This is a genomic window from Vibrio sp. 10N.222.52.C12, assembly GCF_041474215.1.
Lineage (GTDB): Bacteria > Pseudomonadota > Gammaproteobacteria > Enterobacterales > Vibrionaceae > Vibrio > Vibrio crassostreae_C.
The window spans coordinates 15,116-30,048 of sequence record NZ_JBFRTR010000074.1 but is presented as its reverse complement, the minus strand read 5'-3'; the positions used below and the strand labels follow the sequence as shown (position 1 = coordinate 30,048).

Here is a 14,933-nt window from a genome sequence, read left to right as displayed (position 1 = left end):
TGGCATTGAATGCGGCTATTGAAGCGGCGCGTGCTGGTGAATCAGGCCGTGGTTTCGCAGTCGTTGCCGATGAAGTTCGTACTCTGGCACAACGTACTCAAGAATCAACTACGGAAATCCGCAACATGATCGAGCAGCTCCAAGCGGGTGCAAGCTCAGTATCGAACGCGATGAACCAAAGTAAAGACACAGCCACTGACGCCGTTGAACGCGCTCAGCAAGCGAACTCTTCACTTGACCGTATCCGTGACGCGATTCAACGCATCTCAGATATGAACATCCAGATTGCTTCAGCGGCAGAAGAGCAGAGCTTAGTAGCGGAAGAGATCAATAACAACACTGTTAAGATCAAAGACCTTTCAACACAAGTATCAACAGCGGCCCAAGAAGCGAATACCGCAATGCAGCAGCAAACTGACAATGTTCGCCAACAAGACGAGCTATTGAATAAGTTTACGGTTTAACCAAGGTTTGGCTCAGTTGCCGTTTGGCTGAGTCGCCATTTGGTTTAGTTACCGAGCAATAGCTTAAAATAAAAAGCCCCGCTTACTGATTGCCAGTAAGCGGGGCTTCTCTTTCTAGTCTATCCAAGTTAACTCGTGACAGGCTTCAATTCATTCGTCGTTAACATCATGCATTGGTTCGATTCCACCTTGATGGTTAAATCCTTACCAACACATTCAAACACATCATCCGACAGTAAATCGGTTACCGCACCAGTCCAATTTAATGAGGCTGTTTTGCTTCGCTTCGACTTGTTGATCACCACAATGCCTTTATCGCCACGGACAAACACCAACAAATCATCATTCGCTTCAACCACACGCATCGCTTCGCCATGAACATGGTTATGGAATTGAATCATGCTTTTCATGTAAGGCGCTTGCCAGTCGTTAAGCCAACGAGGCTGACCGCTCTTGTCCAGAATACCGCTGGTGCTCAGTTCACTGTAAACAAGCGGCACACCGCCGTCTCGACCAAGAATGAAAGCATGAGCCAATCGCTCATCCACTTCATCCATCACATGCTCCAAAAACACCTCGTTATTGGGAATATCATGAGTGACCGCAAACGTGATCGCTCGCATATTCGACAGAGCCTGACCAAAACAGTATGGGTTAATCAAAGACTTAAAGCTGCCCTGCTCTTCAAATGCTTTGAAGATGGTGTTGAACAACGGGAAATCGTAAGCGCCTAAGCGAGTGTGTTTAAGATAAGGCTCAAGGAACAGCTCATACTCTTCTTCTGTCGCGCCGCCATCGGTAATGATCTCACCGAAGATGTGCATTTCTTCGCAGATGTCATCCGTCCACACCTTGCGTAGGTGTGCCAGTGTCATATGCTTTGCCGCATCAATGCGAAATCCTTTCACACCAATCTCTTTCAGTGCTTTTAGGTAGGCTCTTTGTTGTGCCACCACATTATCGTTATCGAGTAGCGTTGGCAGGCCAGGATCGCTGGCGCCACCGGTAATACGCCCGTTTTGCACTTCCCACGTGTCTTTCCAGTTCTTGATACCAAACGCTTCCACGAAGTCGTTCTCATCAAAAAGAGGCTCAGAAAGGTCACCAAACAAACGTATGGATTCATAATAGTCAGCATCTTTTTGATAAGACGCCATGTCTTGCTGATTGGGATACGTTAGATCACCGCGGATACCCGATTCGTTGGCCATGTGGTTAAACACCACATCCACATAAGTACGAAGCCCATGTCGCTTTAACGTGTCGACCATCGCTTTAAAATCTTGTGTGTCACCCAACTGATTATCGATCACACGATAGTCTTGGGGCTGATAGCGTTGCCACCATTGAGTACCAGAATTTCGATCGCAACCTTTAGGGCCGCGCAGCGATTTCATCGCCGGTGATACTAAAACAGATTTATAACCCAACTCTTGGATCAGTGGGGCGTTCTTCATTACGTCAGCGTAGCACCAGTCAAAGGCATGCAACATGACATCTGTCGCTGGTTTGCTTAACATAGCTGAACTCTCCATGTTGTTCTCCTACCAAACTCGTTTACAGCTTTTTAGAAAAGGCAAAGGCTAAAAGGCAAAGCTGCAATAAATTTCCTCAAGAATGGCATTTATTATATGAGTTACTCATTAAAAACCCTCCTCCTCCTACCAATTACTCACGGTGGATGGTTGAGGGCGTAGCACCAATTATCGCATAACGTCTGGGATGAACACTCAACCGTAGTGCTTTAAAACGCGCACAAAAGTCACAAAAAAGGAGCGTATATACGCTCCTTTTATTCAATCTAACACATATTTATAACTAAGTTCTGTAAAGAACCTTCACGACGTGCCAGCCAAATTTTGTTTTCACAAGGTGTGGTACAAGCGTCTCGCCAGAGAAACAAACCTTATCAAACTGAGGCACCATTTGACCTTTTTTGAACTCACCTAGGTCGCCGCCCTTTTTACCAGATGGACAGGTTGAATGTTTCTTCGCTAGCGTTTGAAATTTAGCGCCCTTTTTAAGCTGCGTCATGATGTCTTCTGCTAGTTCTTTATGCTTCACCAGAATATGAAGCGCTGCTGCTGTTCTTGCCATGATAATTCTCAGTTTGTTGCTGTCTGCTTGTCGACTAACCATCGACAACGAGTATTTAGCGTGATTTTAACCCAAGAACCGCTATTCTTCACTCTATAACCGAAAACAACTGCCTTAAAGGCCATTAAAAACCGCATCGCGACTTGCTGCGGCTTCCATTTCCCTTTAAATTAATCCTTATAAATTAAGCGCGTATTAAGTAGGAGCCACTTATGGCCAAACCGATCAGTAAAGCGAGTCAGTCACAGGGAATGTTGATGTTCAAGTTGTCCCTCACTCAAAGTTTTGCGATTGGCACGCTTAAGGTCAGAGAAATCGTCCCTTTTCAGCCGATGACTCAGATCCCCTACTCCCATCATCACGTGATTGGTACAGTGACTATCCGCGACCTTACAGTTCCTGTGATTGATATGTCCGCTGCGATTGGCTTCCGTCCGATAACACCCGCTGAATACCAAGATTGTGTACTCATCGTTACTGACTGTTTGAGAACAGTTGTGGCGTTCTTGGTTCGTTCAATTGATAAAATCATTGAATGCGACTGGAAGAGCATTGAATCTCCACCCACCAGTGTGGGTCGCAATGTGTTTGTAACGGGTATTACACGTTTTGAAGACCGTATTGTGCAAATGCTCGACGTGGAACTGCTGCTTTCTAAGATCTACCCAGCTTATGAGAATGCTCATATCCCGATGCTGACCGATGTAGAAAGGGAACGCCTCAAAGCATTGAACATCTTATTAGTGGATGACTCTTTGATTGCACGTAAACAGTTATCTGATGCCTTAGACAGCATCAACATCCCTTACAGCATATGTAACAACGGCTTAGATGCCATCGACCTAATGCGACGCCAAGCCAGCGCTGGCAATGCCATTGATCTTCTGGTGAGTGATATCGAGATGCCGGGATTAGATGGTTATGAGCTTGCATTTGAAGTGCAAAACGACAGCGCTTTAAGTCACGCTTACTGTATTTTGCATACCTCACTGTCCAGTGAGATCTGTGTCGACCGTGCTAATCAGGTGGGGGCGCATGAAGCGCTTGAGAAGTTCAACGCGGGTGAATTAATCGAAGCTATGCTACGCGGCGCAAAAGTCTTAAACGGCGCCTCTACGGCTGCTTAGGCTCTGTTATAGAAGCTAAACCTGGCATAGTGCTCAATGGTTTAGCTTCTTAGTCTCTTCTTTCTTCAAATCTTAATAAGAATAGAGCTAACCGTTAGTCTTTGTTTTCTGGCATAGACTTTTTCGGCATAGAGTAGCTCTTACTCACAAATTCCACTTCCTCGACTTCATTCACATGATTGGTAAAAGAGGCCAATGCATAGAGAGTGTTCGCGACTAGGTTGGCGTATTTAAAAAGAATCGGGTCTGGCGACTTTTTGCTTTCATGATGTTCAATACTCACCAAAGCTCGCACAACTTTCTTAGCCTGACAACGACACAAGTGAAGTTCACTAGACACTCGGTGTCCACCGGGTAAGACAAAGCCTTTAAACCCCCCTTCTAACTGCTCACGGATACGATGATAATCTTGCTTGAGCTCGACCAATTCAGACTCGGTGATGGCAAGCTTACCGCGCACAGAGCCATTCAAATGGTAGATGTTTGGCTGCAAGCGTTGCAGGATCTCACGAACCTGAGGCTCTAGCTCTAAAGACAACACCAATCCAACTCGGCAACAAAGTTCATCCGACAAAATCTCAAAATCACAGATAGGACTGTCTTCATAAATAAACGGGTAACAGAACTCGTCCCAATCTCGACTTACTGGTTTCACGTACCGATCCTTACATATAAATAGTCATCAAACGCCAATATACCAAACTCTTTGATTTAGACATAAAAAAGCCCTCACATTGGAGGGCTCCTAAAGAAATCGATTAAACGAGATTACTCGTTAGATACTTTTTTGTGACCTTCTTGTAGGTGAACGAAATCCACCAGATCGTCGCCTGACACTTGGTATGCCTGACCAAAGCCTTTAACGAACAGGCCGTTCTCAGCTTTAAGGTTAAACAGAGAGAAGTCTTGAAGTTGGCTCAAACCATCAATGATTTCACCAAAACGCTCTTGCATCTGGCCAATCACTTGAGTCCAAAGTTCCGTTTCACGCTCCACAACACTTGCTTGAGCATCAAACGTTAAACGTTTACGTGCGTAAAGTTGCTTCGAGCTCTCTTCGTCTTCAATCATCATCAAAGAGACCTGAGGGTTCGCTTTCAAGTTGCGAGCATGACGAGCAATATCAGAAATTAGAACAAAGTAACCTTCTTGGTTCTGAACGAAAGGTGCGTAACTTACGTTCGGGCGACCTTCTTCATCAACCGTTGCAAGTTGAAGGGTACGGCGCTCTTGGCGAAACTCTTTAATTTCTGGACCTAGGCGACCTTGTAGACGTTCTTGTTTTACTTGCTGTTCCATGGGTAATTCCTTTCTTCACTTTCTCTGATTTATTATTTTTGCCCAAGGTTGAGCGATCATTAGCGAACTAAACGATCCTCGAGCATTGATGTCTTGTTTAAGCCAGTTGGCAACCCTATGTAAGATTGCTGCTGATTATTTACTGTAAATTGAACTTAAGCTTGTTCTTTTAGCGCTTTGAAGCGTTCTACTTGGTCGGCAATAAGCTCACGCTTTTCGTTGCGGCCTAGGTAAATCTTAAAAATGTTCTCACCGGTTTCACTGAAGAAGCCGAAGTAATGACTTTCACGACCCATGAACGCCTTGCTCACCAAACCGATATGTTTAACGTTATCAAGTTTAAGGTGACCATGAAGCTCGCCCTCTTTGCCCATTAGGTTGTAGTAACCACGCGCTACCTTACCTTTCGGGAATGGCGCTTTAACTTCAAAGATAGAACCAAATGAATGCACGATAGTGGTCACAGGGCCCCAACCCACTAAACCTTCTAGAATCTCTTGAGCACGGCTGCCATCTAGCATTACCGCCATGTCGTTTGGAAAAGCAGCAACCACTTCAACCTCTGAAACACCTAGCTTCTCAGCAATTGCTGTTGGCAGTAGTTTTGGCTCTTCTTCTAAAATTAGAGCTACGCGTTGTTCTAGAGTTTCTGTCATTTCTAATGTTGTATCTGTCATTGAATATGTTCCGTATAAACGAGTAAGTTATAAACTAAAAATTCGATATTAAGCGTGCTTCAAACTTGCATGCGGGTGTACGCCCGAACCTGACGCTTTAGGCGCTGGGTGCATAGCTTGGTATTCAGCGTTAAGCACTTGAATCACACTCTGCGCTAGGCTTACCGCCCAAAAGCTGCCAGCAATAGTCAGGCTCAGATAATCTTCCGAAAGCTCAACTAAACCGTTCTTTTCCCAATGCGCGAACAAAGGCTTGAGGTAGTCGAACGTATCTTGCCCCATAAATCTCGGTAGCGTACTTCTTCTAACAACACCAGAATCGAAACCTGCCTTTAATGTTGAGAAGATAGGCTCTAATGAGCTTTGCTTAGTCATCATGGCAATAGGTAATTGACCTTGCTTTATAGACTCCATGTAGCTGTCTAAAGTTCGATGCTGCATCACACCATGACCGCCGATGTTGCCACCAGCGCCACAACCAATGGGTAGAACTTCGGCATAAGTTTTCGCTAAGCTGTTGTAAATGCTGCGTTCGCGGTTATCACGAGTCCAGTGGTTTACGCTCAGTTGCTTGACCTTATTTTTTGCCATGAACTCCACACCCGCCAAATACATGCTCGCCTTATCTGGCGTATTCGCAGGCGGTGGGATTTTTCCTTTCTCAACAAGATTAAGCATAGGTGCATTGCCCGCAACAATCAGTTGGTAGAGGTCAATGCCGTGTGCGCCAGTAGACATGTAGTCTTCTAAATCTTGTTGGAACACTTCCATAGATTGGTGTGGTAATCCGTATAACAGATCAAGAACGATTGGCGCTTGCTCGGTGCGGCTTAGTGAACTGATACGTTCTAGCACAACCTCTCGGTCATCTAGGCGCTTAGCACTACGTCGAACCTGAGTATTGAAACTTTGAATACCGAACGAGAAACGATTGAAGCCACCTTCAAGCGCACGATCAAACATCTCGTCACCAAATCGATTGATGCGCCCTTCCAATGTCATCTCAACATCGTTTGCTAGTGGGAAATATTGACGAATCGCTTTACCCAGCTGCTCAACTTGTTGAGGCGACAAATCGGTGGGAGTTCCGCCACCAATATAGACAGCGTGAAATAGTCCAGACTGAGCCCAAGGTGTTTTGGCTTTCTGCTTTAGCTCGACCATCAGTGCATCGAAATACTCATCCACCAATTTACGGCTTGCGGCATTTTGGAAGAAATTGCAGAACGTACAACGCACACGACAGAAAGGAATGTGGATATACAAGCAACGCTTATCCTGTTTTTCCCTTCACTCAGCATCAGTTCGTCAAAGAGTTCTAACTTCTTACTGGGGTCGACCGGAATTGAACTTCCTCCGGCGTGTGCAGAATGCTTTTTCGCAAACGCAAAACGAAGCGGATCAGGGCTAGAAATGCCCAAGATTGATTCGTCAAATTTATAAATATTAAGACTCATATAATCTCTCTAAACACTTACATAGCAAAGTCTGGAAGACTATTCGCTAAAAACTGAGAGAATCATAAATACACGCAAATGATAATGCAATTGATAATTGATCTTATTTAGATTCTAGGCAATAATCCGATACAGAATTTTGATTTGGTAAAGGATTGATTGTGAACGTTCCTAGATATGTTATTGCAGGCGGTGCATCGTTAGTGATTCATGCCGCGTTGTTGTTTGTCGCTCAAGAATCCAAAGTATTTGCGATGCCTGCAGGTAGCCAATCGAACACGGTATCGATCAACTTCACTCCTAAGAGCGTTCCTTCACAAGCTCAGCAAAAAACAATCACAGAGCCAGTTAAACCTGAGCCAATAAAAGAAACCGTCTCACAAGCCGAACCAAAAACGGTTGAGCCAAAGCAAACTAAGCCAACCCCAAAGAAAAAAGCGATCACCAATAAACCTCAACCAAAGAAAGTTGAGAAAAAAGTGATTGAAAAGAAGGTTGTCGAGAAAAAGCCTGTTCAAAAGAAACCAGTGACTGAGAAAAAGGTGGTGAAGAAAGAACGCCCAGAGCCAGCCACTCAACCAGAGAAACTGGCCGACAAGAAAGTCGATAAGAATATGGACGAATCTGCCAACCAGTCTCAGGAAGTAAACCAAGGCGTATCAAACCAAGAGCCGGTTTTAGTCACTAAGCCTTCGTTCTCTGCGCGTCCTACCCCACCGAATTACCCTCGCCAAGCAAGACGTCGTGGCGTTGAAGGTGTCGCGACTTATGAGATCTGGCTAGACGCTGAAGGCAAACAAATTAAACAAGCATTAGTAAATTCATCAGGCGCGCTAATGCTCGATAACGCCGCATTAGATGCCATTAAACAATGGAAATTCTCACCTCACACTGTCAATGGTCGAGCGATTGCTCACCGAGTACAAATACCTGTTCGTTTTAGGTTGGATTAATCATGCTACAAATCAGTTACTTACAAGATCAACTTGGCTTAATGACTTGGCCTCTTCTTATCTGCTCAGCATTAACAGCAATGATCATCGCTGAACGTGTCTTCCAAGTCATGCTCAGCATTGGTGTGGGCAAACGTGCCATTCGTCGCGAGTTAAACCAAACCTCACCAACCAACAGCAAAGAGATTGAAGCGCTTGCTCAGTCGATTTCAGGTAAACGCCCGCTCTTGTACAAGGGCGTGTCAATGTTGCTTGCTCACCACTCTTTCTCAAAAGGGTTACGTGAAGATGCCGCTGGGATCTGGCTACAAGAAAAACGCCACCAGCTTCATGCAGGTTTAAGACTGCTTGGTTTGATCGGCGTGATCAGCCCACTCATCGGCTTGCTTGGTACGGTACTTGGTCTTATTGAGATGTTTAAAGGCGTTGCCGCGACAACAGGCAGCATCACGCCTAATGATTTGGCAGACGGTCTTGGATTAGCAATGCGAACCACAGCAGCAGGTTTGATGATTGCGCTTCCTGCTATTTCTGGTGCTCAGCTACTAGGGCTATGGGCCGATCGAGTGCTGGCTCAATTGGAGCATACATTGAACTATGTGAATGTGTGGCTAGAAGGCATGTCGATTCAAACCAATCAGTCTGATGATACTCAAGGTAAGCCTATCAACAAAACCTCTATCGGTGATGTGAGTCAAGCATGATTAAAACGCCCCACTCATCTCACACACAGAGCCTAGCGCCAGACTTAACACCGCTGCTCGACATCATTTTTATCGTGATGGTTTTTCTACTGCTTACGGCATCGGTAAAGCTGGAATCGCTAGAAGTTGAGCTACCAAGCTCGGATGTTAAAAACGTTTCTGAAGTCCACAAAGACTCGATTAGCGTCAACATCCTAGACCATGCCCCCTACTGGGCGATTAACGGCCAAGAGTATATCAACTGGGAAAACTTCAAGATTGCCTTGTTAGAAGAGACAGGCTCAACGGATAAAAAACCGATCATCATTGGCGCGGATAAAGCCGCCAATGTTGAAAACCTAGTGAAGTTGCTTTCATTCCTTCAAGAGAACGGAATACCAGCGACTCAACTGCTCACGGACGATGGCTAGAACAACACTCAATTTTTATGAGGCCTAGCGTTTATAAAATTTGGCTCCTGATAGCTAAGACCAAATAGACAGAACTAAGCCCCTCTATCGATTCGAACTCACAATGCGAACGGACTGCTCACTGAGTATCTTCGCGATACAAAAAGAAAATACAAAAAACTTATTATGAACAACTTAAACGTGCTCAATAAATTAAAGACCAAGACACATCTCCTTTCAGTTGCCGCTATGAGCCTGGCACTTAGCGCACCCGCAATGGCCAACGACGCTGAACAACCTCGAATCATCAGTGCCGGTAGTGCCGTTACTGAATTGGTTTTGGCATTAGGTGCTGAAGAGCAGCTAGTCGCGATTGATGTGACCAGCCACTTTCCTCAAGCAGAAAACCTGCCAAAGATTGGTTATCACCGAAACCTGTCTGCTGAAGGTCTACTCGCCCTAGAGCCAACCACATTGATTGGCTCGGATGAAATGGGACCAGACAACGCTATCTCTCAATTAAAATCGGCAGGCGTCGATGTAGAGATTGTTAACACTGAAGCAAACGTGGAAGGGCTATTAAAGCGTATCGACCAAATCGCAAAGATCACCCATACCGAAGACCACTCGCAGCAAGTGAAAACCGATGTGAATCAAAAGATCGCAGCACTGAAAGCGAACCAAGTACCAAGCAACGAAGCGAAGAAAGTTCTATTCCTGTTGCTGCATGAAGGTCGCCCTGCCAACGTTGCTGGCGGTGAAACATCACCAAACGCAATCATCGAGTTAGCTGGCGGTATCAACCCTGCCGCTCAGAGCTTAACGTCTTACAAGCCACTTTCAATGGAATCACTCGTTGAGATGCAACCTGATGTCATTTTAGTAAGCGGCCGTAGTTATCAAAAAATGGGCGGCGCAGATGCCATCCTGAAATCACTGCCTATGCTAGCGGCAACGCCTGCAGGTATGAACAAGCAAATCATTACCGTAAATGGCAGTGCTTTGGTTGGCGGGCTTGGCCTAGAAAGCCTCTCCGAAGCAAAGCGTCTAAACGCACTTATCTACCCGCTATAACTTATCTACCCGCTATAACGCGACTACCCTATTTTTACTGTTGCTAGTTCAATGCCCGTCACCAGCCTACTTTCGCAATGTTGGTGATGGATATTGAAGTTAGTGACGGACATTGAGGCCCTTTATGTTGTTACGATCCGTCCCGCTGAAAACATCGATGTTAGGCCTAGGTGCTACCCTAGTCTTCGTCGCACTGTTTTCAATCACCGTTGGGCCAATGAACATTAGCTTGGCTGACAGCGCAGCGAGCTTACTTCAGCCAAACAATGATTTAGCCCCCCACATCAACTTGGTGATTCAAGAGATTCGCTTACCTCGAACCATTTTATGCATGTTGATTGGTGCGATTCTCGCGTTATGTGGTGCTGTTATGCAGGGCCTATTTCGAAACCCACTTGCAGAACCTGGCATCATAGGCGTATCTGCTGGTGCGGCGCTAGGTGCAGCACTGGCCATCGTGCTTTTCTCTGAGCTATCGCTTCAATACCCTGCTTTCATGAACTTTGCTGCAGTTCCTGTGTTTGCCTTTTTAGGTGGCGCTTTAACCACACTGTTGGTGTATAAGCTGGGCACGGGTAAATTCGGCACCTCTGTCACCATCATGTTGTTGGCGGGTGTGGCGATCAGTGCGCTCTCTGGCGCTGGTATTGGCTTCTTGAATTTCATTGCTGATGACCAAATGCTGCGCGATCTTTCATTGTGGTCGATGGGTTCATTGGCGGGCGCTAAGTGGTCAGGGATTTTGCTGGCAGCTGTCACGCTCGTTGGCTTGTTTGTTGTTTTCTACCGACAAGCAATGTCATTGAATGCTTTGCTACTAGGCGAGTCAGAAGCACAACACCTTGGCATCCCAGTACAAAAGCTGAAACGAAAGCTGATTCTACTGACGGCTGCAGGCGTTGGTATCACGGTTAGCCTGTCTGGCATGATTGGTTTTATTGGATTGGTTATCCCGCATTTAGGTCGTATGTTAGCAGGCCCTGACCACCGAGTTCTGTTGCCACTATCAGCGGTACTAGGCGCACTACTGCTAACCGCCGCAGACATGTTCTCACGTGTGGTACTTGCTCCGGCAGAGCTGCCTGTAGGTATTGTCACTGCAATTATCGGTGCTCCATTCTTCTTGTATCTACTATTTCAACAGAAAGGGAGAATCCTTTAATGTTTCCTTCAGCTTTAAAAGCGACCGATATCGAAGTGAAGTTCGGCAGTAAAGTGATATTAGATGGCGTTTCTATTGAGATTGAAGCGGGAAAGGTAACCACACTGCTTGGGCCAAATGGCGCAGGTAAAAGCACGCTGCTTAAAGCTTTGTGCCAAGAGATATCAAGCAACGGCGATATCCAGTATTTTGGACACAGTAAAGACAAATGGCCTTCTCAAAAGTTAGCTAAGCACCTTGCTATGCTTCCTCAACACAGCACATTGACCTTCCCATTCTTGGCTCATGAAGTTGTCGAGCTTGGTGGGATTCCTCTGCAAGAATCCAACAAGAAGCTGACCAGCATTGCTAGCCAAAAAATGGATGTTGCTGATGTGACTCACTTGAGTGAAAGGCTTTATCCTTCGCTATCAGGCGGTGAAAAGCAGCGAGTGCACTTGGCTCGAGTATTAACTCAGCTTCACCACTCTGGTGACCAATGTATTTTGATGCTTGATGAACCAACGTCTGCACTGGATCTTGCCCACCAGCACAACACCTTAAAGATTGCGAGAGAATTAGCCGATAACCACAATGCCGCGGTTATCGTGGTTTTGCATGATCTCAACTTAGCCGCGCAGTATTCCGATCGATTGGTGGTATTGAAAGATGGCAATTTGGTGTGTGATGGCAAGCCTTGGGATGCACTGAAACCTTCGATGATAGAAGATGTGTATGGTTACAAAAGTATCGTAGAAAAACACCCAACCATGAGCTTCCCTCAGGTTCACCCCGCACAATAAGTCCGATTAAGGAGCGACTCGTTTTGAGTATTCGTTCTTGATAACAATGACGTAATCCTAAGCCTCGATTTGTTCGGGGCTTTTTATTGGCTCACAGCCACTATCTCGGCTTAAACTCAATTTTATTAATAACCACAGCAGCAAGCACCAAAACGACTCACCTTGAGCATTTGAGGCTCTAGAAATGAACACTACCCGTTAGGGTTACTTAGCTTTTAACACTGAAGAGTAAAACAAGCCGCGAGCGTAAGCATATAAAAAGAAAGGAAATAACATCATTCAGCATCAATCAACAAGACTGCGACATCGATGTGGGATTGAGAGAAAAACGTACAAGAAGTGAAACTGCAAGCACAAAAAAAGCCCCCGTAGGAGCTTCTTTTATTGAGTGCTGATTATTGGCTCATACGAATCAATGATTTACCAATCAGCCACTCTAGTTCTTTACCGCTAGTATCGCCAAACTGAGTTTCAGTCAGCTTGTATAGACGATCAATACCGTTTGCAGCGAACTCATGCGCGCTCTCAGCAGTAACGATATGATGGAAAAGTAAACGTAAGATTGCTAGGAACTCAGCGTCTTCAAGTGCTGCAACCCAGCTAGCTGAAAATGCGTCAAGGCCATTTTCGAAGTCAATGTGTTCCACGAACATCTTGAAAATACGACCGTCTAGAGCAGCAGTAAAATCCGTTTTCTTTGGAAAGTGATGACTTATACCTGTACGAGAAACACCCGTTTGTTGACTCAACGTCGTGTATGACATCTTGTCGTAACCCAATCTTAGTAGCTGGTCTACAACGGCATCCATGATTTTCTGGATCGTGATTTCTGTATCTTCTTTACTACGCTTTGGCATATTCAGGCTCTTCTCTTTGTAAATCCATCTAACTCAATCAAATGAAGTCAGAATGAAAATCGTTATCAGCATTATGTGAGCAAGGTATTTTTTCGCAAGTATTTATAACTAAATTCACACAAATACTATGTACGAACAATTTTACAGTGATGCCTCTTTGGACACTTTGTCTAATTATTCTTCGAAAATCACCTTACAATCCTAAGTCGATAAGTTTAAATAACTACTTAGAATATGAAATACCCAACGAAAAATTCATTGTATAAATACCTATCAAGCGATAGATAGTCTTATAAAATCATTTCTGGCGCAACTAAGTGAATGATATTCTGACATATTAATAACATTCCTTTTCAACAAAACGTGAGGTAAATCACATACATATTTGGCGGCGCGAATGTAGATATTCATCAAACACCTTAACAAACAACATAGCATACCAGTATAAATTAGTTCAAAGGTTTTAATTTTTGTAGATACAGTTCAAATTGCTCGTTAGAATAACCTCAGACTTTGTAAGAGGATTATTTATGAGCCAAGATATTGGTAACAACGATGTATGTGAGGCTTGCGGCTGTGCAGGCGAAATCGGGTTCATCATTAAAGAAGGCGACGATGTTGCTGAAGTAACGGTTTACGGAAACTCAAAAGCACTGATTGAAGCTGAGTTTGCTAAGTATGTTGAACTTGCTAAACAAGTGTCTAGCAACGTTGAGTTCGAAGCATCAGAGATGACTGAAGAAAGCACAGAGTTGCACGCTCGCTTTAAATTTGAAGTTAGCGCTGAGAAGATTATTTTTGAACTTAAGACTCGCTCTCTAGCGCGTTAATATAAGCATTTATATGCTTATTAAAAGACGAGTGAATTACTCGTCTTTTTTTAATTGAACCCAAGCCAGTGACCCATTTTGCTCAAAATCATTTTCTGCAGCGCACTGAATCACTACGCCCCCTACCTCTAACACTGCCCCAATACTATAAGCCTTGTCATCATAATAACAAACTCGTTGCTGTTGACTGCCTTGTGTCACCACTACCGCAGCTTTACCGGGCGTTGAAATTACTTTATTGGCACTCGCAGACATTGAGCCAAACAATGAAGCGGCTATCAGAAAGACCTTAATAATTCGTATATTTACTCTAATCATTGATTTACCTATCATCTTTGCTCCATTCCTCGTTAATCTACCGCCAAATGGGTAAAACACTATGCGAGATTAATTTTTCCATTATAGTGTAAGCGTCTATCGTAATAAGAAGCCTGTTATGCTCAGAATAATTGCACTTATTATTGGTTCCTTAACCATAACAAATGTCAGTGCTGAACCACTCGATCACTATCAAATATTGAACCATCTCGATAATTACGGAAACTTATATCTACGAAATAAGCCTTATACATCACTTCCAACTGGCTTGGTGGTAGATGGTAATCTCAATATAGAGAATACTGCGATCACACGCCTACCCAAAGGGTTAGAAGTGAACGGCAGCCTTAAAGGCTCTAACAGCCAACTCGCTCGAGTCCCGAGCGGGGTTAAGATAAAAGGTTACGTCGACTTGATTGGCAGCCAAATCACCAGCTGGCCAAGAGGTGTAAGAGTGGGCGGCTTTATCAACCTCACCGACACTCCACTGGAAAGGCTACCGAATGGCTTTAGAGTAAAAGGCGATCTGAGCGTGATCCGCACTCCTTTAACCGAGTTACCCAACGGGATCGTGATTGACGGCGACCTTTATATAGGTGGTTCTGGGATTACAACATTCCCCGAGACCATGACAGTCAAAGGCAACATCTATCTGGGCGGCAACACCGTAACCAAATGGCCAACCAATCTAGATCTCGGTGGTGCAGTCGCTCGCTAATTCAGGCTAATGCTCTAATGCTCTA

The 14,933-nt window shown here is 44.8% G+C and carries 17 protein-coding genes and 1 pseudogene; 10 read left to right on the top strand and 8 right to left on the bottom strand.

Features of this window, described 5'->3' with window-relative positions; genetic code table 11:
- A partial coding sequence (locus tag AB4623_RS14100; RefSeq protein ID WP_372146688.1) for a methyl-accepting chemotaxis protein occupies nucleotides 1-464 on the top strand: 464 nt, incomplete at its 5' end.
- A gap of 128 nt (nucleotides 465-592) precedes the next feature.
- On the opposite strand, the gene AB4623_RS14095 is transcribed toward AB4623_RS14100, so the two are convergent.
- Both AB4623_RS14095 and ppiC read right to left on the bottom strand, forming a co-directional pair.
- Nucleotides 593-1,999 carry an alpha-amylase family glycosyl hydrolase gene (locus AB4623_RS14095; RefSeq protein ID WP_372146686.1) on the bottom strand — a complete coding sequence of 469 codons (1,407 nt, stop codon included), beginning with the start codon at nucleotides 1,997-1,999 and terminating at the stop codon, nucleotides 593-595.
- Nucleotides 2,000-2,282: 283 nt separating this feature from the next.
- Nucleotides 2,283-2,603, bottom strand: a complete 321-nt coding sequence (gene ppiC, locus AB4623_RS14090) for a peptidylprolyl isomerase PpiC (protein ID WP_017630085.1) — start codon at nucleotides 2,601-2,603, stop codon at nucleotides 2,283-2,285.
- A gap of 170 nt (nucleotides 2,604-2,773) precedes the next feature.
- Between ppiC and AB4623_RS14085 the strand changes: the two genes are divergently transcribed.
- The gene (locus tag AB4623_RS14085; RefSeq protein WP_017062751.1) at nucleotides 2,774-3,688 is read left to right on the top strand and encodes a chemotaxis protein; all 915 of its coding nucleotides are present in this window, start codon (nucleotides 2,774-2,776) and stop codon (nucleotides 3,686-3,688) included.
- A 94-nt stretch (nucleotides 3,689-3,782) separates the two neighbouring features.
- Here AB4623_RS14085 and AB4623_RS14080 read toward each other — a convergent pair whose 3' ends face one another.
- The 4 genes and pseudogenes from AB4623_RS14080 to hutW form a co-directional block, all read right to left on the bottom strand.
- Nucleotides 3,783-4,343 (bottom strand): ATP--cob(I)alamin adenosyltransferase, encoded by a 561-nt coding sequence (locus AB4623_RS14080; protein ID WP_048610703.1) that lies wholly within the window; start codon nucleotides 4,341-4,343, stop codon nucleotides 3,783-3,785.
- A gap of 113 nt (nucleotides 4,344-4,456) precedes the next feature.
- The gene (gene hutZ / locus AB4623_RS14075; RefSeq protein ID WP_004731858.1) at nucleotides 4,457-4,987 is read right to left on the bottom strand and encodes a heme utilization protein HutZ; all 531 of its coding nucleotides are present in this window, start codon (nucleotides 4,985-4,987) and stop codon (nucleotides 4,457-4,459) included.
- Nucleotides 4,988-5,142: 155 nt separating this feature from the next.
- Complete coding sequence (gene hutX / locus AB4623_RS14070) at nucleotides 5,143-5,664, bottom strand: heme utilization cystosolic carrier protein HutX (protein WP_016784265.1); 522 nt, start codon at nucleotides 5,662-5,664, stop codon at nucleotides 5,143-5,145.
- A 48-nt stretch (nucleotides 5,665-5,712) separates the two neighbouring features.
- Nucleotides 5,713-7,121, bottom strand: a pseudogene (gene hutW / locus AB4623_RS14065) (heme anaerobic degradation radical SAM methyltransferase ChuW/HutW).
- A gap of 161 nt (nucleotides 7,122-7,282) precedes the next feature.
- Between hutW and AB4623_RS14060 the strand changes: the two are divergent.
- The 6 genes from AB4623_RS14060 (at nucleotide 7,283) to AB4623_RS14035 (ending at nucleotide 12,185) form a co-directional block, all read left to right on the top strand.
- Nucleotides 7,283-8,074, top strand: a complete 792-nt coding sequence (locus AB4623_RS14060; RefSeq protein WP_102321339.1) for an energy transducer TonB — start codon at nucleotides 7,283-7,285, stop codon at nucleotides 8,072-8,074.
- A gap of 2 nt (nucleotides 8,075-8,076) precedes the next feature.
- Nucleotides 8,077-8,778, top strand: a complete 702-nt coding sequence (locus tag AB4623_RS14055) for a MotA/TolQ/ExbB proton channel family protein (protein ID WP_372146684.1) — start codon at nucleotides 8,077-8,079, stop codon at nucleotides 8,776-8,778.
- Entirely contained in the window at nucleotides 8,775-9,188 is a 414-nt protein-coding gene (locus tag AB4623_RS14050; RefSeq protein ID WP_017064314.1) for a biopolymer transporter ExbD, read from the top strand. The genes AB4623_RS14055 and AB4623_RS14050 overlap by 4 nt, the downstream gene beginning before the upstream one ends.
- Before the next feature lie 165 nt (nucleotides 9,189-9,353).
- A complete protein-coding gene (locus AB4623_RS14045; RefSeq protein ID WP_017064313.1) occupies nucleotides 9,354-10,241 on the top strand; it encodes a hemin ABC transporter substrate-binding protein in 888 nt (295 codons plus the stop codon).
- A 124-nt stretch (nucleotides 10,242-10,365) separates the two neighbouring features.
- The gene (locus AB4623_RS14040) at nucleotides 10,366-11,403 is read left to right on the top strand and encodes an iron ABC transporter permease (RefSeq protein WP_048609731.1); all 1,038 of its coding nucleotides are present in this window, start codon (nucleotides 10,366-10,368) and stop codon (nucleotides 11,401-11,403) included.
- Entirely contained in the window at nucleotides 11,403-12,185 is a 783-nt protein-coding gene (locus AB4623_RS14035) for a heme ABC transporter ATP-binding protein (protein WP_017062759.1), read from the top strand. The genes AB4623_RS14040 and AB4623_RS14035 overlap by 1 nt, the downstream gene beginning before the upstream one ends.
- Before the next feature lie 395 nt (nucleotides 12,186-12,580).
- On the opposite strand, the gene AB4623_RS14030 is transcribed toward AB4623_RS14035, so the two are convergent.
- The gene (locus AB4623_RS14030) at nucleotides 12,581-13,042 is read right to left on the bottom strand and encodes a TetR/AcrR family transcriptional regulator (RefSeq protein ID WP_017062760.1); all 462 of its coding nucleotides are present in this window, start codon (nucleotides 13,040-13,042) and stop codon (nucleotides 12,581-12,583) included.
- A 530-nt stretch (nucleotides 13,043-13,572) separates the two neighbouring features.
- Here AB4623_RS14030 and AB4623_RS14025 point away from each other — a divergent pair.
- Nucleotides 13,573-13,872, top strand: a complete 300-nt coding sequence (locus AB4623_RS14025) for a YfcZ/YiiS family protein (RefSeq protein ID WP_017062761.1) — start codon at nucleotides 13,573-13,575, stop codon at nucleotides 13,870-13,872.
- A gap of 36 nt (nucleotides 13,873-13,908) precedes the next feature.
- On the opposite strand, the gene AB4623_RS14020 is transcribed toward AB4623_RS14025, so the two are convergent.
- The gene (locus tag AB4623_RS14020; RefSeq protein ID WP_102332681.1) at nucleotides 13,909-14,205 is read right to left on the bottom strand and encodes a YnjH family protein; all 297 of its coding nucleotides are present in this window, start codon (nucleotides 14,203-14,205) and stop codon (nucleotides 13,909-13,911) included.
- Between the two features lie 103 nt (nucleotides 14,206-14,308).
- On the opposite strand from AB4623_RS14020, the gene AB4623_RS14015 reads away from it, so the two are divergent.
- Entirely contained in the window at nucleotides 14,309-14,908 is a 600-nt protein-coding gene (locus tag AB4623_RS14015) for a hypothetical protein (RefSeq protein WP_017062763.1), read from the top strand.
- The last annotated feature ends 25 nt before the right edge of the window (nucleotides 14,909-14,933 follow it).

Bases quoted from the DNA above. Each gene is read 5' to 3' on its own strand.
- AB4623_RS14055 (WP_372146684.1), top strand. From the start codon at position 8,077: ATGCTACAAATCAGTTACTTACAAGATCAACTTGGCTTAATGACTTGG.
- AB4623_RS14095 (WP_372146686.1), bottom strand. From the start codon at position 1,999: ATGGAGAGTTCAGCTATGTTAAGCAAACCAGCGACAGATGTCATGTTG.
- AB4623_RS14085 (WP_017062751.1), top strand. From the start codon at position 2,774: ATGGCCAAACCGATCAGTAAAGCGAGTCAGTCACAGGGAATGTTGATG.
- AB4623_RS14030 (WP_017062760.1), bottom strand. From the start codon at position 13,042: ATGCCAAAGCGTAGTAAAGAAGATACAGAAATCACGATCCAGAAAATC.
- AB4623_RS14035 (WP_017062759.1), top strand. From the start codon at position 11,403: ATGTTTCCTTCAGCTTTAAAAGCGACCGATATCGAAGTGAAGTTCGGC.
- ppiC (WP_017630085.1), bottom strand. From the start codon at position 2,603: ATGGTTAGTCGACAAGCAGACAGCAACAAACTGAGAATTATCATGGCA.
- AB4623_RS14045 (WP_017064313.1), top strand. From the start codon at position 9,354: ATGAACAACTTAAACGTGCTCAATAAATTAAAGACCAAGACACATCTC.
- hutZ (WP_004731858.1), bottom strand. From the start codon at position 4,987: ATGGAACAGCAAGTAAAACAAGAACGTCTACAAGGTCGCCTAGGTCCA.
- AB4623_RS14025 (WP_017062761.1), top strand. From the start codon at position 13,573: ATGAGCCAAGATATTGGTAACAACGATGTATGTGAGGCTTGCGGCTGT.
- hutX (WP_016784265.1), bottom strand. From the start codon at position 5,664: ATGACAGATACAACATTAGAAATGACAGAAACTCTAGAACAACGCGTA.
- AB4623_RS14020 (WP_102332681.1), bottom strand. From the start codon at position 14,205: ATGATAGGTAAATCAATGATTAGAGTAAATATACGAATTATTAAGGTC.
- AB4623_RS14040 (WP_048609731.1), top strand. From the start codon at position 10,366: ATGTTGTTACGATCCGTCCCGCTGAAAACATCGATGTTAGGCCTAGGT.
- AB4623_RS14015 (WP_017062763.1), top strand. From the start codon at position 14,309: ATGCTCAGAATAATTGCACTTATTATTGGTTCCTTAACCATAACAAAT.
- AB4623_RS14050 (WP_017064314.1), top strand. From the start codon at position 8,775: ATGATTAAAACGCCCCACTCATCTCACACACAGAGCCTAGCGCCAGAC.